At 41.3% G+C, this 23,346-nt stretch carries 18 protein-coding genes; 15 read left to right on the forward strand and 3 right to left on the reverse strand.

From position 1 onward, the window contains the following. Positions 1-218: 218 nt before the first annotated feature. Positions 219-941, reverse strand: coding sequence for an AAA family ATPase (locus PTI45_RS02245; RefSeq protein WP_069325908.1), 723 nt, complete (start codon positions 939-941; stop codon positions 219-221). Between the two features lie 171 nt (positions 942-1,112). Then, the gene (locus PTI45_RS02250; RefSeq protein ID WP_069325909.1) at positions 1,113-3,278 is read right to left on the reverse strand and encodes a TerD family protein; all 2,166 of its coding nucleotides are present in this window, start codon (positions 3,276-3,278) and stop codon (positions 1,113-1,115) included. 424 nt (positions 3,279-3,702) lie between these two features. Between PTI45_RS02250 and PTI45_RS02255 the strand changes: the two genes are divergently transcribed. The 5 genes from PTI45_RS02255 to PTI45_RS02270 all read left to right on the forward strand — a co-directional run bounded on the left by PTI45_RS02255 (position 3,703) and on the right by PTI45_RS02270 (position 10,337). After that, positions 3,703-5,301 carry a catalase gene (locus tag PTI45_RS02255; protein WP_069325910.1) on the forward strand — a complete coding sequence of 533 codons (1,599 nt, stop codon included), beginning with the start codon at positions 3,703-3,705 and terminating at the stop codon, positions 5,299-5,301. 218 nt (positions 5,302-5,519) lie between these two features. Further along, positions 5,520-5,672: a hypothetical protein gene (locus PTI45_RS24010; RefSeq protein ID WP_175425103.1), complete on the forward strand. Its 153-nt coding sequence runs from the start codon at positions 5,520-5,522 to the stop codon at positions 5,670-5,672. Between the two features lie 262 nt (positions 5,673-5,934). Further along, positions 5,935-6,984, forward strand: a complete 1,050-nt coding sequence (locus PTI45_RS02260; RefSeq protein WP_245703394.1) for a pectinesterase family protein — start codon at positions 5,935-5,937, stop codon at positions 6,982-6,984. A 264-nt stretch (positions 6,985-7,248) separates the two neighbouring features. Next, positions 7,249-9,912, forward strand: a complete 2,664-nt coding sequence (locus PTI45_RS02265; protein ID WP_069325911.1) for a cation-translocating P-type ATPase — start codon at positions 7,249-7,251, stop codon at positions 9,910-9,912. Positions 9,913-10,130: 218 nt separating this feature from the next. Further along, entirely contained in the window at positions 10,131-10,337 is a 207-nt protein-coding gene (locus PTI45_RS02270) for a hypothetical protein (protein WP_069325912.1), read from the forward strand. A 129-nt stretch (positions 10,338-10,466) separates the two neighbouring features. On the opposite strand, the gene PTI45_RS24015 is transcribed toward PTI45_RS02270, so the two are convergent. Next, complete coding sequence (locus tag PTI45_RS24015; RefSeq protein WP_175425104.1) at positions 10,467-10,628, reverse strand: hypothetical protein; 162 nt, start codon at positions 10,626-10,628, stop codon at positions 10,467-10,469. 182 nt (positions 10,629-10,810) lie between these two features. Between PTI45_RS24015 and PTI45_RS02275 the strand changes: the two genes are divergently transcribed. From PTI45_RS02275 to PTI45_RS02320, 10 genes are all read left to right on the forward strand, one after another. Beyond that, a complete protein-coding gene (locus tag PTI45_RS02275) occupies positions 10,811-11,971 on the forward strand; it encodes a Gfo/Idh/MocA family protein (RefSeq protein ID WP_069325913.1) in 1,161 nt (386 codons plus the stop codon). A 49-nt stretch (positions 11,972-12,020) separates the two neighbouring features. Next, positions 12,021-12,965: an oxidoreductase gene (locus PTI45_RS02280; protein ID WP_069325914.1), complete on the forward strand. Its 945-nt coding sequence runs from the start codon at positions 12,021-12,023 to the stop codon at positions 12,963-12,965. Between the two features lie 39 nt (positions 12,966-13,004). After that, on the forward strand, positions 13,005-13,727 hold the full coding sequence (locus tag PTI45_RS02285) for a ThuA domain-containing protein (RefSeq protein WP_069325915.1): 723 nt from the start codon (positions 13,005-13,007) through the stop codon (positions 13,725-13,727). A 356-nt stretch (positions 13,728-14,083) separates the two neighbouring features. Next, a complete protein-coding gene (locus PTI45_RS02290) occupies positions 14,084-16,153 on the forward strand; it encodes a bifunctional aldolase/short-chain dehydrogenase (RefSeq protein WP_069325916.1) in 2,070 nt (689 codons plus the stop codon). A gap of 518 nt (positions 16,154-16,671) precedes the next feature. Beyond that, positions 16,672-17,886: an L-rhamnose isomerase gene (gene rhaI, locus PTI45_RS02295; RefSeq protein ID WP_069325917.1), complete on the forward strand. Its 1,215-nt coding sequence runs from the start codon at positions 16,672-16,674 to the stop codon at positions 17,884-17,886. Further along, the gene (gene rhaB / locus PTI45_RS02300; RefSeq protein ID WP_069325918.1) at positions 17,883-19,358 is read left to right on the forward strand and encodes a rhamnulokinase; all 1,476 of its coding nucleotides are present in this window, start codon (positions 17,883-17,885) and stop codon (positions 19,356-19,358) included. Before rhaI ends, rhaB begins: the two co-directional genes overlap by 4 nt. Positions 19,359-19,378: 20 nt before the next feature. Next, positions 19,379-20,137: a DeoR/GlpR family DNA-binding transcription regulator gene (locus tag PTI45_RS02305; protein ID WP_069325919.1), complete on the forward strand. Its 759-nt coding sequence runs from the start codon at positions 19,379-19,381 to the stop codon at positions 20,135-20,137. A gap of 137 nt (positions 20,138-20,274) precedes the next feature. After that, positions 20,275-21,003, forward strand: a complete 729-nt coding sequence (locus PTI45_RS02310) for a (Fe-S)-binding protein (protein WP_069325920.1) — start codon at positions 20,275-20,277, stop codon at positions 21,001-21,003. Continuing rightward, a complete protein-coding gene (locus tag PTI45_RS02315) occupies positions 21,000-22,535 on the forward strand; it encodes a LutB/LldF family L-lactate oxidation iron-sulfur protein (RefSeq protein ID WP_069325921.1) in 1,536 nt (511 codons plus the stop codon). Before PTI45_RS02310 ends, PTI45_RS02315 begins: the two co-directional genes overlap by 4 nt. Continuing rightward, entirely contained in the window at positions 22,528-23,340 is an 813-nt protein-coding gene (locus tag PTI45_RS02320; protein WP_083243297.1) for a LutC/YkgG family protein, read from the forward strand. Before PTI45_RS02315 ends, PTI45_RS02320 begins: the two co-directional genes overlap by 8 nt. Positions 23,341-23,346 lie beyond the last annotated feature (6 nt).

The raw sequence follows: 23,346 nt of genomic DNA on the forward strand, positions 1-23,346 counted from the left end.
CTGGTATTGTTCTTGTAGCTTGTAATTAGGAACATAAAAAGCCTCTATAAGCTGGAACTATAGAGGCTTTTTATGTTGAATTTTTTACGAAATGAGTTGTTGATCTGGTGCGAACAGTCTGTCTATTTACCTTAATCATTGCTAATATGCTCGGTATATTAGAATTAGTGGTCTATATCCTCGAAGATAGATAAGATGAATAAAGCAAACTTATGTTTCTAATCATCGTCACTGAACAGTTCATCCAGCATTCTTTTCGGATTTTCCAGAAATCGTCTAGTGATCTGGTAATGGTCGGTATCTTGATAGTGAATAGGCTCTAGCCGATCTTGATCGAAGCTGATAATCTCAGCATCAGGGTAGCCGAGCAGAATCGGCGAATGGGTCGCAATAATAAACTGCGAGCGTGGCGAAAGGTCTTTAATAATCCTCATTAAAGACAGTTGTCTGGCAGGAGAGAGAGCGGCTTCAGGCTCATCTAAGAGATAGATAGATTTTTCGCGCGCATGGGTAAATTTTTGCGTGAACAAGGTTAAAAATGATTCTCCATGCGATTGATGATGAAGAGACTTACCACCATAATTTTTAATACTGTCTACATCATCAATATGAGAAGCAAACTGGTAAAAAGATTCGGCTCTCAGGAAAAAGCCATTTGTTAATTTGGGGAGCCATGACAAACGCAAATAGTCCCCCAAAGCAGATTCGGCTTGATCGACTTCATAACTGTTATTACGCGAACCTCCTGCTGTATGAAATCCACATTGATACGCTATTCCTTCCAAAAGCGTTGATTTCCCTGACCCATTTTCACCGACAAAAAAAGTAACTGGATGATCGAAATGAAGCTGATCCAGACGCTGAATAAGAGGAAGCGAAAAGGGATAGGTATTGAAATCTACGATTTTGTCTTTTAGCAATGTAACTCGTTTAAGAGACATGATGAAGTACTCCTTTTGATTAGACATATATGAGTGATACATATCGAATCGTTGAAATGAATAAAAGTGCAGTAACCTATGAGTACAAATAAGCAATCATCAGGCACTACACTTATAAGACGTACACAAAGGTATTTTTGATACAAAATGTAGATATCATAGTACCGTTTATTATAAAAAATCAGCTAAAATCTGATCTTGATCTAGCGGCTTAATCACTTTTGCATCGGGTAACAGTGTCTTGTCGTTCATCGAACGAATCAAAGCATCCTGATCCAACTCTGCTGTGAAAATGATATCAGCTTCTTCAATATGTGGAGTCAATGTTCCATGAGCCTCAGCGTGAAGATGGAACAACTGATACAGATTCGGTCGAATCAATTCAGTCATTGCTCGTCCGATCAGTGCAGAGCTCATCCGGTTTGTTGCAATATTATTAACATCATCAGGATAATGCTCCAGAGCGATATCTGTCCACAACATTTCACGTTGTTCTACATCGACAATAACTGGAATACAGATACGGGAATTAGCCGCAATATCTATACGATTTTGCACAGTAGATGCTTCAAAGACTTCACCTGATTGTGGCACTTGACGCATCATCCACCCTGCATAACATTCAGGTAAATCTTTGAATACTTGTGATGTAAAAGCATTCACAGACATCTGAATATAGCGCACTCCCGATTCTCGGACAGAAGGAAGATGCAAGTCGATATACTCTGCCGCCCCTTCAGGAGCCGTAACAATATCCCCACTATGAGCCGCTAAAAAGTGATCGGAACGCAGATTCATATATGAAATATGCTCTATTCGTTGCCATTGATCATCATACAGAATAGCAGATAGATCAATATCTACGCGATCCGTATGTACATCATTTACCCATCCTTCTTTCCACCATACAAAAAAGCGCAAGGTATCGCCTTGATTCAGCGGTATCCATGAACCACGTGTTAATGTACGTAATGACTTACTAGCAGAACGTACACCTAAAGGTACAAAATGTTTTTTTAACTGAGGATCGATATAGATTTGTCCCAGATCTGGCTGTTTAGCAAATTTGTCGATCAATGCTTGCTTTGTGACTGCAATAATCGAAGACGTTATCTGTTCGGTTAAAGGAACAAGAGGTTGAGTAGATACAAATAGCTTAGCTGTATTGCCTTTTGGGAAAAAGTGACGTCTAGGTAAGGAAGAAGAACGCTTTTCAAAATGAGCCAGTACACTTAATAAAATAGGTGTGGCTACTTCGGGAGCGATCATCCGATATCGATTCAACAAAGCCTCCATATCAACACCACTACGAATCAATCGATCCAGACGACGTACAAATTCACCTGGACGCTGACTTAATAGCTCTAAGATATGCTGATCCTGATGAGAAGCAAAAGCTTGTTCCACTTGGGAATAAAATGTTTGTGGACGATCTCCATGGCGCAGAGCATCAAAATGTATCGCTGTTTGTGGAAAATGTTGACGGTATTCGCCCGGGTGAAGTCTTTCGCCTAATCGAATCCATCTGCCTTCATAACGGAACATATCTTCCAGCGGGTTACTGATATTTTCCAACAAGGCTAGGATTAATTTCCGCTGAGCACGTGAAAAAGAAACAAATCGAGTATTTGTTGCAAGACTCACATCCCCATTAGACAAAGCAGTAGCGATGCGCAAAACATCGGTAGCTGTCTGCACATGAGTATGTAACCAGTCTTTATCTATTTTACCCGCAGAAATTAATGCTGCGATAAAGATAGCAGCATTCTCTTTATTAGGGATCACATCAGGTGTACTTTGTTGCCAGTGAGGTTGATGATTCGCAAACCAGACCAAATGCTCACGACTTGTTACAGGAAGTGCAGAGACCGCACGAAGTAAATGTTCACATATTTGGGCAAATTCTTCTTCTGTTCCTAAATGAATCACACGTAAGGAGACTTGATCCAATAGCATAATCTTCGGTTGTTCATCTTCAGGGGTACTATGACTCTCAGGTAATATGCCTGTCCAATAATGAATAAGAGCGTTTATGTATAGCTGTGCATCTGACATTTGCATCACTTGATCGGGGAATCGAGGGTACATCATCCGATAATTCCGTTCAAAACCTGTCATTTCACAGAGTTCTTTCACTAATTTCTTATACCACGCAGTAAAAGTAGTTACTGACCATGTATTTAATATATCTAATACTGCTGGCGAAAATGTAAACCCTAGCGGTTCTAAGTTGGTCAATGCTGTAGCTAATACATTAGCAGGTAATGAAGATTCTTGTTGCTGAGTATGTAAAATTACTTTTAATTCACGTTGTAAATAAATCGAAAATTGATCCATCGGCGATATTCACTCCTTAAGCGCTTAATAGGGTAAGCACCAACCATTGTTATACAAAAACAAATAAAAAAATCAGGAAACAGGTGTCCCTAATAAAGCTGCAATTGGATTAGAAGGAAGGGGCACCATAGCCTGATTGTTCTTATTATAAGGAAGTTAAAAATGAAAAGCAAACGTTACCAACTTCATCATATCTTCATTCACATTTCAGACATAAATTTAAAAATAGTACACTATTCAGACAAAAAATGTTTTATAATGTGCTCATGCAGGTAAAAAAAGGTAATACTTATATTCTTTTTCAAAGATATCGATCTATGCTTTGGAAAAGACTAAAGTAGAAGCAATGATAAGATGTACACCTGTGTATTATTGTTCATTTGGAATACAGCAAGTTCATACTTTTTCGAAAGGCGGACTATCCATGGCAGACGATAATCAGAAGCAACCGCAAGCAAGTGAACATGAAGAAGAATTAACGTTAACGAATCGTCAGGGACATCCGGTTACTGACAATCAGAATGTAAGAACCGTAGGTAATCGAGGTCCGATTACGCTAGAGAACTACAACTTTTTAGAAAAAATCTCTCATTTTGATCGGGAGCGTATTCCAGAACGTGTTGTTCATGCTCGAGGCGCTGGAGCACATGGCGTATTCGAAGCATATGGAACAGCTGGCGATGAACCTATTTCCAAGTATACTCGTGCCAAACTTTTTCAAGAAAAAGGAAAGCAAACGCCTGTTTTTGTACGCTTTTCAACAGTGGTACATGGCAATCATTCACCTGAAACATTACGTGATCCGCGCGGATTTGCGACAAAATTCTATACCGAAGATGGTAACTGGGATCTAGTCGGTAATAACTTAAAAATATTCTTTATTCGTGATCCTTTGAAATTTCCTGATATGGTTCATGCCTTTAAGCCTGATCCTGTTACGAATGTACAAGATATGGAACGCTTTTTTGATTTTCTGGCAAATAGTCCAGAGTCTACACATATGGCAACATTCCTCTTTTCTCCATGGGGAATCCCTGCGAACTACCGGCAAATGCAAGGTTCCGGTGTGAATACCTACAAGTGGGTCAACAAAGACGGAGAAGCCGTATTGATCAAGTACCACTGGGAACCGGTAGAACAAGGGATTCAGAATCTAACGCAAGAACAGGCGAATCAAGTGCAAGGGTTAGATTTTAACCATGCGACAGTCGATCTGTATGATGCGATTGATCGTGGAGAATATCCAGAGTGGGAATTGTGCGTACAGATTATGAGCGATGATTATCATCCTGAGCTGGACTTTGATCCGCTTGATCCGACCAAGTTATGGCCAGAAGATCAATTCCCATTTCTTCCAGTCGGCAAAATGACACTGAATCGTAATCCAGTAGACTATTTTACTGAAGTCGAGCAAGTGGCGTTCGGTACTGGGGTACTGGTAGATGGATTAGACTTCTCGGATGATAAATTGTTACAAGGGCGTACATTCTCTTATTCGGATACCCAGCGTCACCGGGTAGGAGCGAACTATCAGCAATTGCCGATTAATGCACCGAAGTCGAATGTCGCTACCAACCAATCTGGCGGGCAAATGCGTTATGAGCCAGACACAGCACCGAAGCAGAATCCTCATGTAAATTATGAGCCTTCTTCTCTGGGTGGTCTGAAAGAAGCTCCCAAAGCAGGTGCTGATCATGAGCCTCATTATTATGATGTGAATCTAATGCGTCAGAAGCTAGATCGTCCTAATGATTTTGCACAAGCAGGAGAAACGTATCGTAACTTTGAAGATTGGGAACGTAATGAGCTAGTAGCCAATATTGCAGCAAATCTAGCGCAATGTGCTGATGTGATTAGCGATAAATTTATTGCAAATCTACAACAAGCGGATACGGAGTATGCACAGCGTGTAACAGATGAATTAGCTAAAATTAAAGCTGATCCTTCGAACAAACCGTTACATCGTGCCAACAAAGCAGCCAAATTAGCCCAAGAAAAAGGTCATGATGCTAAACCGTACTAATACGTACGAACATGATAAGCTTTTATAAATAAGATAGAAATGAAGTTAGTTGTAAGCTCTCTATCGTTTTCGCTGATTAGTGCGGGACGATAGAGAGTTTTATTTATGTGCATATATAGTCGAATAGAGCAGAGATTATATACTAATCGTTTAGTCTACTATGAGAAAGGTTTAATGATAAGCAAGACGATATACATATAGCAAAGGCGGAGAATACAATGAAAATTATTATTACACGTGAAGAAGCTGTTCAAAAAGGAATATGGGAAAAAGTGATGAAGATGTTCGGTGTGGACCAAGATGATGATACCTATGCCAATGAACAGTTTATTTTGACCGAGGAACAAGCCAAACAATTGCAATTAATCTGATCGTCTAAGATACTATCTAATGATAGTAGATCAATCAGCAAAGCAGAGATCCAATAACTATTTTAAACTTCAAAAAGAAAGGCTACTCTTTTCGTTAAGAGTAGTTTTTTTTATTGGCAATTATCTCTGTATGTTTATATTTCCAAAATAAGTTATAAAAGGTATTATGAACCTGAAACCTAGTTGAAAGAAATGTTGTTATCCTTAAATATGTAAGCGTTATCTTTTTGAGAAAGTTTACTTTATTCGAAGGAGTGTTGGCATGAAAACATGGAAAGTGCTAGGAACAACAGCGATGGTTACTGCTTTATCTTTATCCATTGTAGGGATAACTTCTGCGGAGGCGAATACGATCTCTTCTACATCTGTAAATGATCTAACCTCATCCAGCTCTACAGAATTAGCATCTGCTACAGCGGCTATTCCGGCAGGAGCCATCGTTGTGGATCAGAAAGGTTCAGGTCAGTACCAAACGGTACAAGCAGCCATCAATTCGATTCCAGCTAACAATAATCAACAGAAAATAATTTATATCAAAAACGGTACGTATACTGAAAAATTAACGATCACTCAACCCCGGATTACATTACAAGGAGAAAGTACGACAGGGACTATTCTTAGCTACAATGCCACCAATGCTAGTAGTGGAAGTACAACCAATAGCGCAAGTACTACGGTCAAAGGCGATTATTTTCAAGCCAAAACGATTACTTTCCGCAACAATGCAGGGATTAATGCTGGGCAAGCTGTAGCTTTTTATAATAATGCAGACAAAGCGGTCTATACCGATGTTCGTTTTCTAGGGCATCAAGATACAGTCTATACACCGGGTACAGGCAGGCAATATTTCAAAAATTGTTATATTGAAGGAACGGTTGATTTTATTTTCGGATCGGCGACAGCTGTATTTGATCAATGTCAGATTCATAGTCTAGGTTCAGGCTATGTTACTGCTGCTTCTACAGGTGCAGATACGAAGTATGGCTATGTCTTTTTAAATAGTCGTCTGACCAGCAGTGGAACAGCCAATCAATCAGTATACCTCGGTAGACCGTGGCGTCCTTATTCAGCAGTGACGTATATCAATACCGATATGGGAGCTCATATTCAACCTACAGGTTGGGATAACTGGCGTGATCCAGCGAATGAAGCAACAGCTCGTTATTATGAATATGCAAGCAAAGGTGCAGGAGCGAACAACAATGCACGCGTGAAATGGGCAAAATTCTTAACCAATGAGCAGGCAAAAGCAATCACTATCCAAACGGTACTTGGTGGAACAGATCAATGGAATCCTACACAAACGAATTAGAATGATTCTTTTAGATCAGATCATCCTATATCAATATCGACTTATGCTGTTTTTGTAAAAAGGAGTCTGGCATTCTGCTTGGTAGAGGATGTTCAGATTCCTTTTTTGAGTTGTCACCAAAAGTACATATAAAAAGCAGATAATACAAGCTTTTTTTGGGTAAAAAAAGAGTATAAACCCGTTGTTATATGTTATTTAAAAAGATACATATCAACATTGGCATAATAGAGAGCAGACTGTAATCACAGATAAAGGAGTGTTGGAATGGAATATTATCGTCAGGAAGTCGATCAAGTACTTGAGGAAGTTGAAAGTTCGACACAAGGATTATCGAATCAAGAAGCGAAGCAGCGTATTGAGACGCAAGGATACAATGAACTCAAAGGTAAAAAGAAAACACCAACATGGAAGCTGTTTTTAGAAAATTTCAAAGATCCCATGGTTATCGTATTATTAGCAGCTGTAACTGTGCAACTTATATTAGGGCAATGGGTAGAATCGATTATTATTTTCTTTGTGTTAATACTGAATGCGATTATCAGTGTTGTACAGACACGTAAAGCAGAAAGTTCGATTGATGCACTGAGGCAAATGTCTGCGCCTGAAGCTAAAGTGATTCGGGATGGAAAAAAGCAAAGTATCGAAGCTAGAGAATTGGTCAGTGGAGATATTGTACTTCTCGAAGCAGGAGATTATGTACCTGCGGATGGACGCTTACTAGAATCAGGTAGTCTCAAAGTCGATGAAGGGATGCTTACTGGAGAATCCGAAGCTGTAGATAAGCATATTGATCTTATTCATGAAGAAGCGCCGATTGGAGATCGCCGCAATATGGTGTTTAGCGGTTCACTGGTCGTGTATGGACGAGGCACAGTTGTGATTACAGGAACAGCATTAAATACCGAAATAGGTAAAATTGCTGGATTGATCGAAAGTGCAGAAGCCAAGCAGACACCACTACAACGTAAGCTTGAAAGCTTTAGTAAAAAGTTAGGTATATTTATTTTACTGCTATGTATCGTTATTTTTGGTGTAGAAGCAGGTCGGATCTGGTTTTCAAATGAAGTAGTCGATATGACGGCAGCTATCTTGAATGCATTAATGTTTGCTGTGGCGGTAGCAGTAGCAGCTATTCCAGAAGCTTTATCGTCTATTGTTACGATCGTGTTGTCTGTTGGAACCAATAAAATGGCAAAACAACATGCTATTATTCGCAAATTACCTGCGGTTGAATCACTTGGTTCTACCAGTGTTATCTGTACCGACAAAACAGGAACCTTAACACAAAATAAAATGACGGTAGTTGATTATTTTTTACCAGATGGAAGTACCGATGATTTCCCTGATGATCCTGAGCAATGGTCGGAAGGCGAACGCCGATTACTGCATATCGCTGTATTATGTAATGACTCGAATATCAATGATGAGGGTAAAGAGTTAGGTGATCCTACAGAAGTCGCTTTGATCGCTTTTAGTAACAAAAAGAATAAAAACTACAACGAAATTCGTGAAGAATTTCCGCGTCAAGGTGAGCTCCCATTTGATTCCGATCGTAAACTGATGTCTACGATCCATATGTTTGATGATCAAAAGGCAATGCTGACTAAAGGTGGGCCGGATGTGTTAATCGGTCGCTGTACACAAGTATTTGTAGGTGACAAAGTCGTTCCACTAACGGACGAGATTCGTGAGCGTATGCAGACTGCTAACGAAGACTTTTCGAATCGTGCTTTGCGAGTGTTAGCGTATGGATACAAAATTATTCCTAATGATCAGACTCAAGTCGGTATAGAGGATGAGCAGGAGCTTATCCTTGTTGGACTAAGCGCTATGATCGATCCACCGCGTGAAGAAGTGGCTGGTTCGATTGCAGAATCCAAAAAAGCAGGTATCCGCACAGTAATGATTACAGGAGATCACAAAACTACAGCGCAAGCGATAGGTAGAGATATTGGTCTAATGGATGATCAAGATATTGCGGTTACCGGTCAAGAACTGGATCAAATGTCTGAACAGGAACTCGATCATCAATTGGAGAAAATTGCTGTCTATGCACGTGTATCTCCTGAAAATAAAATCAGAATCGTTCGTGCGTGGCAGAAAAAAGGTAAGATTACAGCTATGACTGGAGACGGTGTCAATGATGCACCGGCACTCAAGCAAGCTGATATTGGTGTCGCTATGGGTAGCGGAACAGATGTAGCTAGAGATTCAGCAGCGATGATCCTGACCGATGATAACTTTGTATCTATTGTCAATGCAGTAGGTGTAGGTAGAACAGTATTCGATAATATCAAAAAAGCGATTGCCTATTTATTTGCAGGCAACTTGGGTGCGATTATAGCGATTTTGTTCGCTTTGATTATGGATTGGATCAATCCTTTTACAGCGATTCAATTACTGTTTATCAATTTAGCGAATGATTCTCTACCTGCTATTGCATTAGGCATGGAAAAAGCAGAACCTGATGTGATGAGCCGGAAGCCAAGAGATATCAATGAAGGTATTTTTGCAGGTGGAACGATGCAGGCTGTGATTACACGTGGTGTGCTGATCGGTATTGCAGTGATTTTGTCACAGTATATCGGTTTACAACACTCACCAGAAATGAGTGTTGCGATGGCATTTACAACATTGATTCTAGCAAGAACGTTCCAGACTTTTGCTGCTCGTTCCAATGTACAGACCGCATTTGGAGTAGGATTGTTTAGCAACAAATATGTATTGGGTGCAGTAGCCCTATGTCTGTGTCTATATGGAGTCACATTACTTCCAGGGGTACGCGATATTTTCTCTATTCCTGTAGAGTTTGGTGTACAGCAATGGGCTGTAGCTACAGGGCTTGCGTTAGGAGCAGTATTGTTGATGGAAGTGGCTAAATGGATACGTACTAGAGTGACAATGAAGCAACAATTGAACAATGCTTGAGATCGATAGAAGAAGCATGATAGATAGTGTTAGAACCCATAAGAAGGTGAAGCGTATCATACGTCTCACCTTCTTTTTCATTGCTTAAGATAGGGGATAAGGTTTATTTGTCCCATACAGCTATGGTAAAATGAAGATGGTAATATAAAATCCATTTTTGAGATAAAAAGGAATAAATAAAAAAAGCGCATTATAAGCACTGGAGGTGAACACTACTTATGTTAAAAGGTAAAAATATAACAGGTAGGCTCATAGCCGTGATGTATTGCTTGGTGATGTTTGAACTTTTAGTTCGAGCACCAGAAGGTCAAGTTGCGCATCATCCAATGTGGTATTATTCGATGATTCCATTAGGAGCAGTTGTTATTTACACTATTTTCGATAAATTTATTAAGTTTGATTTCTTTAAAGAAGACGAGCGATAATGACCGACAAAAAAACAGCCTGTTATCAGAGCATCTAAATGCTTGATTACAGGCTGTATGTTGTAACAATAGAATATATCAACAATTGCTAAATGATGCTGTATAGATTAAAAGGATGTCTGAAAAAGATTACTCTTTATCAGATTTATCGTCATCTCCAGCTGCTTTTGGAGAAGGTTTGGCTGTCCATTCATCGGCTTGTGTCTCGATATTGGAGCCATCCTCTTTTCTCTTTTTCTCCATCAGTGTATCTTCTGAATGAGTTTCGGGTTGTTTGTTTTCTTCTGTCATGATTAACTCCTCCTCGTATTGAAATCAGTATAGTGTTCCTTTCTATATATACCCGTTCTCGCTTTGGACAAACATTGTTTTGGATTTGATTGTGATCGACTATTGATTCTGCCATAATAAAATCAAGTGATAAATCGATATTCTTTTTTATGAAAGCGTTATATTTCTAAGGAGGAGATCAGATGAAAGATATACATATTGGCATGATTGGGTATAAATTTATGGGGAAGGCGCATAGCAATGCATATCGCAGTCTACCGATGTTTTTTCCAAAAGCAGCAAAGCCTCACATGTCTGTTATCTGTGGTCGTGATTCCAAGCAAGTGGAACAAGCCGCAGCGCAATTCGGTTGGGCAGAACATGTAACAGATTGGCAAGATTTGATCGCTCGTCCTGATATTGATCTGATTGATATTAATGCACCGAGTAATATGCACAAAGAAATTGCGTTAGCAGCCGTACAAGCGGGTAAACATCTCTTTTGTGAGAAACCGTTAGCCTTATCACTTGCTGATTCACGCGAAATGTTAGAAGCCGCAAATCAAGCAGGAATTGTGCATATGATTGGGTTTAATTATCGTTTTTCACCTGCGGTACGATTAGCGAAAAAGTTAATTGATAGCGGGCGGTTGGGAGAAATTCGACATTTTCGCGCATGGTTTCTTCAAGACTGGTTGCTTGATCCTCATTTCCCATTAGTCTGGCGTCTGCAAAAAGAAATTGCCGGTTCCGGTTCCCATGGTGATCTAGGGGCTCATTTAATAGACCTTGCGCATTATCTTGTAGGAGATATGGAAGAAGTGATCGGAATGAGTGAGACATTTATCAAAAAGCGTCCAATAGCTACAGAAATGACAGGCTTAAGTGCTAAAGGAAATCAAAATGGTCCACAAGGTGATGTAACGGTCGATGATGCGACATTATTTATGAGTCGATTTGAAAATGGAGCTTTAGGCAGCTTTGAAGCCACTCGATTTGCAGCAGGACATCGTTCGACCAATTCATTTGAAATTAATGGCAGTCTGGGTAGTGTAAAGTTTGATTTTGAACGAATGAATGAATTAGAAGTCTACTTTACATCAGACGAAGCAGATACACAGGGATTCCGCCGGGTATTAGCAACAGATGATGTTCATGATTATATGGATGCATGGTGGCCACCGGGACATACGATTGGATTTGAACATACGTTTATTCATGAAATGTTAGAGCTGGTTAATGCGATCACTGAAGAACGGCAAGCTTCGCCTAACTTTGAAGATGGAGTGAAGTGTCAGGCAGTATTAGAAGCAGTCGAACGTTCGATTGAAGAACGTCGTTGGATCAATATCGCTGATATGTAGAACTACAGCAATGGGCAAGACCATTAGCGATAAAAAGGAGGGACATTCAATGACGACTCACTGGGATGAATCACAAGTGCCTGATATGCAAGGCAAAACGATCGTTATTACAGGTGCCAATAGTGGTATAGGATACGAAGCGACTCGTATACTGGCTGGCCGCGGAGCAGAGATTATTATGGCTGTACGCAATTATGAAAAAGGTCAACAAGCCCTTCAAAATATTCAGAATGTTCATCCTACCGCCAAATTACAATTAATGCGTCTGGATCTGAGTGAATTAGCCAGTATTCGTAATTTTGCTGAAGAGTTCAGACAGAAGCATCATCAATTATCGATTTTAATTAATAATGCAGGTGTGATGATGCCTCCTTATAGCCGCACTCAAGATGGATTTGAGTTACAATTCGGTAGTAATCATTTAGGGCACTTCGCATTGACAGGTTTACTATTACCTCATCTGCTTGCTACGCCTTCGGCTCGAATCGTAACATTGAGTAGTATTGCGGCGTATGCAGGTAAGATCGATTTCGATAATCTGGATGGTAGCAAAGGATATCGAGCATTTAAATTTTATAGTCAAAGTAAGCTTGCTAATATGCTATTTGCTCGTGAATTACAGTTGCGTCTAGCACAGCATCAAGCGGATGTGATCAGTGTGGCTTGTCATCCAGGGTTTACACATACCAACTTGGCTTCACGTGGTTCAGGCAAGCCTGTGAGTGGCATATTTGGATTGTTATCTCGTTCTTTCGGACAACCTGCATTAATGGGTGCTTTGCCTACCTTATATGCGGCGACTTCTCCAGCAGTACATGGCGGAGAATATATAGGGCCAGATGGTAAAGGTGGACGCAAAGGATATCCCAAGTCAGATGATCATATTGATAAGCTATATCAAGCCGATCTTTCTAAGCAATTATGGACGCTGTCTGAATCATTGACCGGTGTTCACTACGAATGGAAGCAACCTGAATTTGCATCATTTTCATAATTTTTGCACCATCCATTAGAATTCTAAGGAGTGTTAAAGATGAGAAAAGCATTGATCGTATGGGGTGGCTGGGATGGGCATGAGCCTGAACAAGTCTCTCGCATATTTGCAGATATACTGGAAGAAGCTTCTTTTGAGGTAGAACTAGCGAATGATCTAGAAGCTTTTAGAGATGCCGATAAATTACTTGGGCTTGATCTGATCGTACCTGTATGGACGATGGATGACATTGAACAACAATTAGTAGATCATGTCTCTGCGGCTGTGCAACAAGGTACAGGACTAGCGGGTTGTCATGGAGGCATGTGTGATGCTTTTCGTAAAAATGTCGATTGGCAGTTCATGACAGGAGGACAGTGGGTAGCACATCCCGGAAATGATGGAGTAGAGTATACCGTCAATATCAACCCAAGCTCCAGCCCGCTTGTCGAAGGGATCGCTGATTTTCAAGTGAAATCAGAACAGTATTATCTTCATATTGATCCAGCTATAGAAGTGCTGGCGACGACGACTTTTCCAATCGTAGATGGTCCACATCGTCTTAATGGTCAAGTACAGATGCCTGTCGCCTGGACAAAGCGATGGGGTACAGGCAGAGTGTATTACAACTCGCTAGGTCATCATGCCGATATCGTAGATATGCCACCTGTCAAAGAAATGATGCGTCGTGGATTATTATGGGCAGCCGATGGTAAGACGAGAGCACAAGCAGAATCTCAAGCTACAGGTCAAGTCTATTCAGGTATGGCAGATAGTCAGTAAAGTGTTATTCTGCGAAAGCGTACTATCCATGTATAAAAAGGAACTTCCAAAATCAATATCATCATATTAAGCCATTGTACAAAATGCTTTATCAGCATATGACTCTGTTTATTCTAAGAGAAATAGACTGAAGCAAATACAATGGCTTTTTATATGTCAATTAAGTAGATAGTAATCTTTATAATACTTTATTATTTTCCGTAAAATTTTGAGTAAGCGTTAACATTTTTAAAATTTAACCCGTTTATTTTTGTTTATAAACTTTTCAAACGTATTCAAAGATGATATACTCCTATCAAAGTAAAACAAACATATCCAAATATCTATCCAAACTTATTCATTAATGGAGGAATATCATGATACCGAATCAGTGGAACACAGGACAGGTTGCAAAGATTACAGAAGGTGTAGATCAACTGGTATATCGTTCTAATCTTATTGGTTCAGATCGCCGTGTATGTAACTGGGGTGGAGGTAATACATCTAGCAAAGAAATCACAACTGATTTTCGAGGTCGTGAGATTGAAGTGATGTATGTCAAAGGCAGTGGTTCTGATCTAGCGTCGATGGAAGCCAAACATTTTACAGGATTACGACTTGATGATATTCGTCCATTATTTGAAAAAGAAGAAATGCCTGATGATCAGATGGTTGCTTATCTCGCAAATTGTATGATTGATGCCAAAGCACCTCGTCCATCGATTGAGACATTATTGCACGCATTTTTACCTTTCAAACATGTCGATCATACTCATCCTGATTCGATTATCGGTCTGTGTTGCGCAGATAACGGCAAAGAAATAGCTCAAGAGATTTTCGGAGATACCTTTGTCTGGGTTCCCTATATTCGTCCGGGATTTACACTGTCCAAAATGATCGCTCAAGGCGTACTGGATCATCCCAATGCTGAATTGGTCTTGATGGAGAAACATGGTCTAGTCACATGGGGAGCTACACAGGAAGCATGTTATGCCAAAACGATCGAAATGATTAATAAAGCTGCAACCTATATTGAAGAAAAAGCTTCACAACAACTGTTATTCGGTGGCGAGAAAGTTCAATCTCTAGAAGCTAACCAACGCCGTGAACTGGTTGCTCACATCATGCCAGCAGTACGTGGAGCAGTAAGTGACAGCAAGCGGATGATTTTAACATTTGACGATGCTGAAGATGTACTTTCTTTTGTAAATGCGAACGATGCAAGTCGATTATCTCAAGTAGGCGCTGCTTGTCCAGATCACCTTGTACATACCAAAATGACACCCTTATTTATTGACTGGCAACCAAGTGCTGAAGATCATGAAGGACTCAAACAAGCAGTCATTCAAGGCATTACCAATTATAAACAGAAATATCAAGATTACTTTGAACAAAATGCCCATGAAGGCGATGTGATGTTCGAAGCCGCACCACGAGTCATCTTAATTCCGGGAATCGGTATGATCAATACAGGCAAAAGCCATGCGATGTCTTTGGTCAGTGGAGCATTATATCATCGTGCGATTGCTGTGATGCGTGGAGCGACTTCACTTGGACAATTTGTGTCCCTGAGCGAATCAGAATCATACAATGTAGAGTACTGGCCGTTAGAATTATATAAATTATCGCTTGCACCTGCCGAAACGGAATTTTCACGCCAAATTGCTCTCATTACAGGTGGAGCAGGAGGAATTGGAAGCGAAACGGCTCGTCGACTGGTAAGTGAAGGTGCTCATGTAGTGCTAGCAGACTTGAATTTGGAAGGTGCACAAAAAGTAGCAGATGAGATTAATGCTCAATACGGCCCTCATCGTGTACTGGCTGTCCTGATGGATGTCACCAGTGAAGAACAAGTTGCTCAAGCGTATGCGGAGACAGCTATTTATTACGGCGGAATCGATATTATTGTTAACAACGCAGGTCTTGCCACTTCTAGTAAATTTGAAGATACCACACTCAAAGAGTGGAATCTGAATATGAATGTTCTGGGTACAGGCTACTTCTTGGTCGCTCGTGAAGCTTTTAAAGCGATGAAAGAACAAGCACTAGGCGGCAGTATGATATTTATCGGCTCCAAAAATTCAATCTATGCAGGCAAAAGTGTAACCGCCTATAGTTCTGCCAAAGCACTAGAAGCTCATCTTGCCCGTTGTATCGCAGCAGAAGGTGGCGAACACGGCATCCGTGTCAATACCATCTTACCTGATGCCATTTTACAAGGATCAGCAATCTGGAATTCTAACTGGCGTAACGAACGTGCCGCCGCTTACGGGATTGAACCCGATCAATTAGAAGAACACTACCGCAAACGCACTACATTACTGGTCAATATTTATCCAAAAGATATCGCTGAAGGCATCGCCTTTTTCGCTTCATCCAAAGCCGAAAAAACAACAGGCTGTATGCTAACCATCGACGGCGGTGTCCCAGCCGCATTCACCCGTTAAGCTATGCAGTTAAGATGCAACCCGATTAATTATAAGAAGCAAAATCATACTTTTAAAATCATAACAATAAATAAACTCATTCTTATCATTCAATAATAGGTATAATATGGAAATAAATATATAAAACTATACGAATGTATACTTTTATATATCCCACAACAATAATGGCAAACTATTCAAATCTATACGCAATACCTAATAAGCATTTCTAAAAATAAAATTAAAACTCTATCTCAACAAAGCACCCTAAGTAACTCTAAATGATCTCCCAATAAAGTAACATTAGCTACACACCAATCAACCTTTAAAATCTTTACTTCATAGGTATCTCTCCCCTCTGAGCGAAGGGAATATTATTGTTCTGAAAGAGTGAAACGATCGCCTTTGAAGTCATATCCCTACCGCAAAGCGGAAATCAAAGGGATATGACTTCAACAGCGACGACAAGAACAATAATATTCCCATAGCGATCCCCCTCAAAGATACCTATCCATAAAATTGCCAAAGGAGCCCACAAAATGAATGCCTATGCCTTATTTGAAGAACAACAACAGTCCCGAGGAATCGACCTGAACACTGTCCGTTCAAGATTGAGAGCGCTACAAATCGAAACTCCATCATGGGGATATGGCGATTCAGGAACTCGCTTTAAAGTATTTCAAAAAGTCGGGGTGCCACGTACCCCATTTGAGAAATTAGAAGATGCCGCCCAAGTACACAAAGTAACAGGGGCTTGCCAATCCGTAGCTATCCATATTCCGTGGGATCAAGTAGATGACTATAGTCAATTACGTAGCCATGCAGAAAGTTTAGGACTGACAATCGGAGCGATCAATCCCAACCTTTTCCAAGATGAAGATTATATGCTGGGTAGCGTCACTCATGCAGATTCAGCGATTCGGAATAAAGCGATTGCTCACTTGAAAGAATGTGTAGATATCGCGAAAGAAACCAAATCTAAAGATTTCAGCCTTTGGTTCGCCGATGGTACCAATTATCCCGGTCAAGGCAGTATTCGTCAGCGTAAACACTGGATGCTTGAAGGATTGCAAGAAATGTATAAAATCCTTGATCCAGATATGCGTATGTTAATTGAATATAAATGTTTTGAACCTGCTTTCTACCATACGGATATAGCGGATTGGGGGATGGCGTATAATTTGTCGCTCAAGTTAGGCGAGCAAGCACAAGTACTGGTTGATACGGGCCATCATTTACCGGGGGCCAATGTGGAGCATATTGTCTCGTATTTGATTGATGAAGGTCGTTTGGGCGGGTTCCATTTTAACAGTTATAAGTATGCAGATGATGATCTAGTTGTCGGTACCATGAATCCGTATGAGTTATTTTTAATCTTTTATCAGATTTTGGATGCACTGGATAGTCAGGAACAACTATTGGTAGATACCGTGAATAAAATGCTCTATATGATCGATCAATCTCACAATATCGAATCCAAAATTCCGGCGATGATTCGCTCAGTGATGAATGTGCAGACGCAATATGCCAAAGCGTTATTGATTGACCACCAAGAAGTAGCCGAAGCACAGCGCAAAGGTGATGTATTAGGAGCAGAAGATGCGGTGCGTAAAGCTTTTGAATTTGATGTGACTCCATTGTTACATTCGATTCGTGAAGAAATAGGTGTACCGATTGATCCGATGAAAGCATATCTAGCTGATAATTATGGTTCTTCGATTCTAGCGAGAGGCAAAGGTGGTGCAAGCTGGTGAGTATCCTTGCTTACGATCTAGGAGCAGGCAGTGGACGAGCGATTATAGGTAGGCTGACCGATAACCGGATCGTGACTCAAGAGATTCATCGCTTTACCAATCAGCCAGTCAAAGTAGGCGACCGTTTACATTGGGATATTTTGCGCCTTTATCATGAAATTCAGCAAGGACTGATCATTGCCAAGCAAGAGCATATGTTGCCAGAGAGTATCGGTATTGATTCATGGGCAGTCGATTATGGATTGATTGGACGACATGGAGAACTGCTGGGGAATCCATACCATTATCGCGATTGGCATACCCATGGAGTGATGGAGAAAGTACAAGATCACTTATCGAAACGTGCTATTTTTGAAGCGACAGGCATTCAGTTTCTTTCGTTTAATACGATTTATCAATTAGCTGCATTACGCCAAAGTGATTCACCGTTACTGAGCGAAGCCGAGCGCTTTTTGATGATTCCAGATCTATTGCGTTATTTTATGACGGGTGAAATGATTAATGAATTTACGAATGCGACGACCACACAGCTCTTTAATGTGAGACAAGGAGATTGGGATCGCAAGTTATTATCCAGTATCGGTATTCCAGCTTCATGGTTCCACAAACCGGTTCAACCTGGATCATCAGCAGGGCGTATACGTTCTTCATTAATGGTTGATCTAGGGATTCCAGCGATTCCAGTCACAGCTGTAGCAGAACATGATACCGCTTCTGCTGTGGTAGCTGTACCCGCTTTATCAGGTTCTTTTGCCTATTTAAGCTGTGGAACATGGTCGCTGATGGGAACAGAAGTGAAGCAACCGATTATTCATGAGCAAGCGATGAAATGGAACTTTACCAACGAAGGCGGAGCTTATGGCACGTATCGTTTGTTGAAAAATATTATGGGACTGTGGATTTTTCAAGAATTGAAGCGTGAAGCTGAGCGGGAAGGGCATCACTATTCATTTGAACAATGGATTCATCATGCACAGCAAGCTCCTGCTTTTGCGGCTCTGATTGATCCAGATGATGTATTGTTTCTTCATGCAGGAGATATGTGTTCTCGGATTCGTCAATATTGCCGGCAGACTGGACAACAGCCACCTGATACGTATGGAGCGCTTACGCGTTGTATTTTTGAAAGTCTGGCTCTGAAATATCGTTATGTGCTAGAACTGAACGAACAGTTATCTGACCAAACATTTGAAGGATTGCATATGGTAGGTGGCGGTATTCAAAATAAACTGCTGTGTCAGTGGTCAGCAAATGCGATCGGTCGTCCGGTGTGGGCTGGCCCTGCTGAGGGAAGCGCAATTGGCAATTTAGCGGTACAATGGATAGCACAGGGGACATTCAAAGACATGCAGGAAGCAAGAACCGTAATCCGGGATTCTTTTCCTATCGAAATCTATGAACCGGAGCAGGTACAAGCTTGGGAAGAAGCTTACGGGCAATTTCTGCGATTGATCACAGTGTCTACCCAATAACGATACGGAGTGTGGCGGATATGTTGGTGGCAGAACGATACGACATGATTGTAAGACTGGTGAATGAAAAAGGAAGTATGCGTGTAACGGAACTGAGTGAACAGTGTCAGGTGACCGAAGAGACGATCCGGCGTGATCTGGATCGCTTAGAACGTCAAGGATTACTGCGTCGCTCTCATGGTGGTGCAGTCAGTGTCAAAGACGAGCAACCTGAGACTCCTTTTTCCGAACGTGAAATTACGTATGCAGAAGAGAAACGGCGGATTGCTCGCGAAGCGATTAAGCTGATTGAGCCGCAAGATCGAATTATACTGGATGCAAGTACAACCGCATGGTATATGGCGGAAAGTTTACCTGATATTCCATTGACTGTACTAACCAATTCGATTCGTGTAGCAACACAACTTAGCAATAAAGAAAAGATTGATGTGATTTCTACAGGTGGATTGTTATTATCACGCTCGCTATCCTTTGTCGGGCCCTTAGCCGAGCGTTCACTAGATACGTATTATGTAGATAAAGTATTTCTGTCGTGCAAAGGAATCCATGCCGAACGAGGCGTTAGTGAATCGAACGAGATGCAAGGACGAGTGAAGCAAAAAATGGTCGGTATGGCGGATAAAGTGATTTTGCTAGCGGATGCAAGTAAATTCGGTGTTCAAGCGTTTACCCATGTGATGGACTTGAGTGAAGTTCATGAACTTATTACCGATCGCCGTCTATCTCCTGAAAGTATAGCGCAATATCAAGAACAATCGATTCAAGTGACGGTTGTCTAAATGTATCCTTGTCAATAACGATGATGTAACAAGAAGCTAATGACACAATGATATACGCTTATGAATATGCAAATAAAAGATGGCAGTCGTAGAAGATATGGCTGTCATCTTATGTATAGAGGAAAGAGGTGTGCAGAGTGAAAGTATCGTTATTTATTACTTGTCTGAGTGATGCTATCTATCCCAAAGTCGGTGAAGCGATGGTACGTCTATTAGCTGCACATGGTATACAGCTTGATTTCCCACCCGTGCAGACCTGTTGCGGTCAGCCTTCTTACAATAGTGGGTATTGGGATGAGACAAGAACAGCCGCACGGACGATTTTGAAAGCGTTTCAATCTAGCGACTTTGTTGTATCTCCGTCCGGTTCTTGCACCTATATGATTCATCATTATCCTGAATTATTTAAAGATGAACCGGAATATTTAGCGCTAGCTCACGAATTGGAAAGTAAGACGTATGAATTTACGCAATTTCTGGTCAAAGTATTGGGAATTACCGATATCGGAGCAGCATTTCCTTATAAAGTCACATATCACCCATCCTGTCATGGTAGTCGTCTGCTTGGAATCAAAGATGAACCGATCGCCTTGTTAAATCATGTACAAGGATTAGAACTGGTACCGCTACCTTTTGCTGAAGATTGCTGTGGCTTTGGCGGTACATTCGCTGTGAAGATGGCAGATATATCAGGAGCGATGGTCACTGAAAAAGTCGATCATATCAAGGAGACAGAAGCTGAGGTATTGGTCGGTCTGGATATGGCATGTCTGATGAATATTGCAGGCAATCTTAGACATCGTGGTGAACAAGTACGGGTTATGCATCTAGCTGAACTTCTATATGAAGGGGTGAGTGTACGATGAATCCAGCATCTTCTACCCGTGGTACGGTCAAAGAACGTGCAGATATTGCGCTAAATGATGATTTTCTGCGAAATGCAGTGCGTTTTACAACTGATCGTCTACGAAGTGGTAAAAAAGTAGCTTCTACCGAACATGGGAACTGGGAAGAATGGCGTGAACGGGGTCGTCAGATTCGTTTGCATACAATTGCTCATCTCGATTATTATCTCAATCTATTTGTAGAAAATGCTCGTAGTAATGGAGTCCATGTTCATTTTGCGGATAATGCAGTAGAAGCGACAGATATCGTCATGACGATCGCTAGACAGAAAGAAGCACAGTCTGTTATCAAATCCAAATCTATGGTGTCAGAAGAAGTGCATATTAATCAAGCGCTTGAATTATCTGGCATTGAAGCGATTGAGAGCGATCTGGGTGAGTATATTATCCAATTAGCCGGCGAAGGCCCTTCTCATATTGTAATTCCAGCTATACACAAAAATCGTTACCAGATTGCTGAGCTTTTATCCGAAGATGCAGGGGAAACGTTAGAACCGGATACGACGATTCTGGCAGGTTATGTACGGCGCAAATTACGGCAAAAATTTCTGGAAGCCGATATCGGGATGACCGGATGTAACTTTGCGATCGCAGAGACCGGTTCGATGGTGTTATTTGAAAATGAAGGTAATGCCCGTATGGTAACTACAGTTCCTAAGACGCAGATCACATTGATGGGGATGGAACGTATCGTACCTTCATGGGCTGACCTTGAAGTGATGGCGACCCTACTGCCACGTTCGGCGACCGGACAACGCTTAACCATGTACATGTCTGGCATCACTGGACCCAAGCGTACTGTAGATGCTGATGGCCCAGAAGAAATGCATATTATTATTGTGGATAACGGTCGCTCACAACAGTTGGGTGATCCTGAATTTCAAGAATTGCTCAATTGTATCCGTTGTGGGGCATGCCTGAATGTCTGTCCGGTCTACCGTCAGATTGGTGGTCATTCGTATGGCGGAACATATAGTGGACCGATCGGGGCTGTGTTAACACCTGCGCTGAATAAAAATGTAGCCGAATGGGATGATATCGCCAGTGCATCCAGTCTATGTGGAGCCTGTTATGAAGCTTGTCCGGTCAAAATTCCGCTCCACGATATGCTTGTTTCTCTACGCAGGCGCAAAGTCGAGCGAGGTCATGGCGATAAACTTGAAGCACTCGGTATGAGAGGGTTTGCCACATTAATGGCTAATTCGAAGCGATTTGCACTAGCTATGCGTTTGGGGAAAATTGCACAAAAACCATTTGTGCATAATAGTGGTATTCATCTCAAACTAGGGCCACTTAAAGGATGGAACACGTACCGTGTAGCTCCAACGTTAGCGAATCATTCTTTCCGTGATCAATGGAAAGAACTATCTGCGGAGACTGCGGCTCAACCGAAAACGATAGACCCTGCGGTACGTCAGCGAATGGAACAAGTACTTGCAGATCGCCAACATAACAAGTCCACAAGCAGAACAGGAGGGGAATCACATGAGTAACACCAATCAACCTTTTTCTGCTAAGCCACCCGTGGTACCCAATCCTGAAAGTTCTCATCTTACGCCAGATCATGAACAACATGATTCATCGCAAGCAGATTGGCTTGATGAATTAGAGCAGAAGTCCAAAGCCAAACAGCAGACATTTATGAACCATATTGCAGATCGTCTACAACGCCCACGAATCCAAGAAGCACCGAAACATCCTTTTCGCGGGGCACCAGAGATCTGGCAAGATTTCAATTGGAATGAAGCTGAAAAGATCGAAAAATTCACAAAGCATTTTACCGAAGTGGGTGGTAATGTATTACGGATGCAGACGTTGGAAGAAGCAGGTGCATTTATTGCTGAACAAAGCCGTCTGTTGAATGCACAGTATATCGTCCGCCAACAATTACCGGAGACAGAAGCATTAACTTTGGAAGCGCGCCTACCTCATGTACAAATATCAGCGTGGAATAGCCATACAGAAGAAGCATGGAAAGCAAGAGCCGCCGAAGCGGATATCGGAATTGTCTTGGCTGATGGAGCCGCTGCATATACAGGTACAGTTATGGTAACGTCTTCTGCATCACAAGGTAGATCGGTGAGTCTATTACCGACCGTCTGTATTGTGTTACTCCCGATCGAGCGCTTGCAGACACGCTTAGGCGAACTACTGATTCCATGGGATAGTAAAGGCAGAGAGAATCTACCTGCTGGTATTCATTTTATCTCAGGGCCTAGTCGTTCTTCTGATATTGAAAATGAATTAACAATCGGCGTGCATGGTCCCGGGATTGTATATACATTGTTGATCGGGTGATAGCCA

Origin of the sequence: Paenibacillus nuruki (assembly GCF_001721045.1) — a bacterium.
GTDB lineage: Bacteria > Bacillota > Bacilli > Paenibacillales > Paenibacillaceae > Saccharibacillus > Saccharibacillus nuruki.

Coding starts and splice junctions, on each gene's coding strand:
- PTI45_RS02250 (WP_069325909.1), bottom strand. CDS start 3,278: ATGGATCAATTTTCGATTTATTTACAACGTGAATTAAAAGTAATTTTA.
- PTI45_RS02280 (WP_069325914.1), top strand. CDS start 12,021: ATGACGACTCACTGGGATGAATCACAAGTGCCTGATATGCAAGGCAAA.
- PTI45_RS02245 (WP_069325908.1), bottom strand. CDS start 941: ATGTCTCTTAAACGAGTTACATTGCTAAAAGACAAAATCGTAGATTTC.
- PTI45_RS02320 (WP_083243297.1), top strand. CDS start 22,528: ATGAGTAACACCAATCAACCTTTTTCTGCTAAGCCACCCGTGGTACCC.
- PTI45_RS02285 (WP_069325915.1), top strand. CDS start 13,005: ATGAGAAAAGCATTGATCGTATGGGGTGGCTGGGATGGGCATGAGCCT.
- rhaI (WP_069325917.1), top strand. CDS start 16,672: ATGAATGCCTATGCCTTATTTGAAGAACAACAACAGTCCCGAGGAATC.
- PTI45_RS02275 (WP_069325913.1), top strand. CDS start 10,811: ATGAAAGATATACATATTGGCATGATTGGGTATAAATTTATGGGGAAG.
- PTI45_RS02305 (WP_069325919.1), top strand. CDS start 19,379: ATGTTGGTGGCAGAACGATACGACATGATTGTAAGACTGGTGAATGAA.
- PTI45_RS02255 (WP_069325910.1), top strand. CDS start 3,703: ATGGCAGACGATAATCAGAAGCAACCGCAAGCAAGTGAACATGAAGAA.
- PTI45_RS02315 (WP_069325921.1), top strand. CDS start 21,000: ATGAATCCAGCATCTTCTACCCGTGGTACGGTCAAAGAACGTGCAGAT.
- PTI45_RS02290 (WP_069325916.1), top strand. CDS start 14,084: ATGATACCGAATCAGTGGAACACAGGACAGGTTGCAAAGATTACAGAA.
- PTI45_RS02270 (WP_069325912.1), top strand. CDS start 10,131: ATGTTAAAAGGTAAAAATATAACAGGTAGGCTCATAGCCGTGATGTAT.
- PTI45_RS24015 (WP_175425104.1), bottom strand. CDS start 10,628: ATGACAGAAGAAAACAAACAACCCGAAACTCATTCAGAAGATACACTG.
- PTI45_RS24010 (WP_175425103.1), top strand. CDS start 5,520: ATGAAAATTATTATTACACGTGAAGAAGCTGTTCAAAAAGGAATATGG.
- PTI45_RS02260 (WP_245703394.1), top strand. CDS start 5,935: ATGAAAACATGGAAAGTGCTAGGAACAACAGCGATGGTTACTGCTTTA.
- PTI45_RS02265 (WP_069325911.1), top strand. CDS start 7,249: ATGGAATATTATCGTCAGGAAGTCGATCAAGTACTTGAGGAAGTTGAA.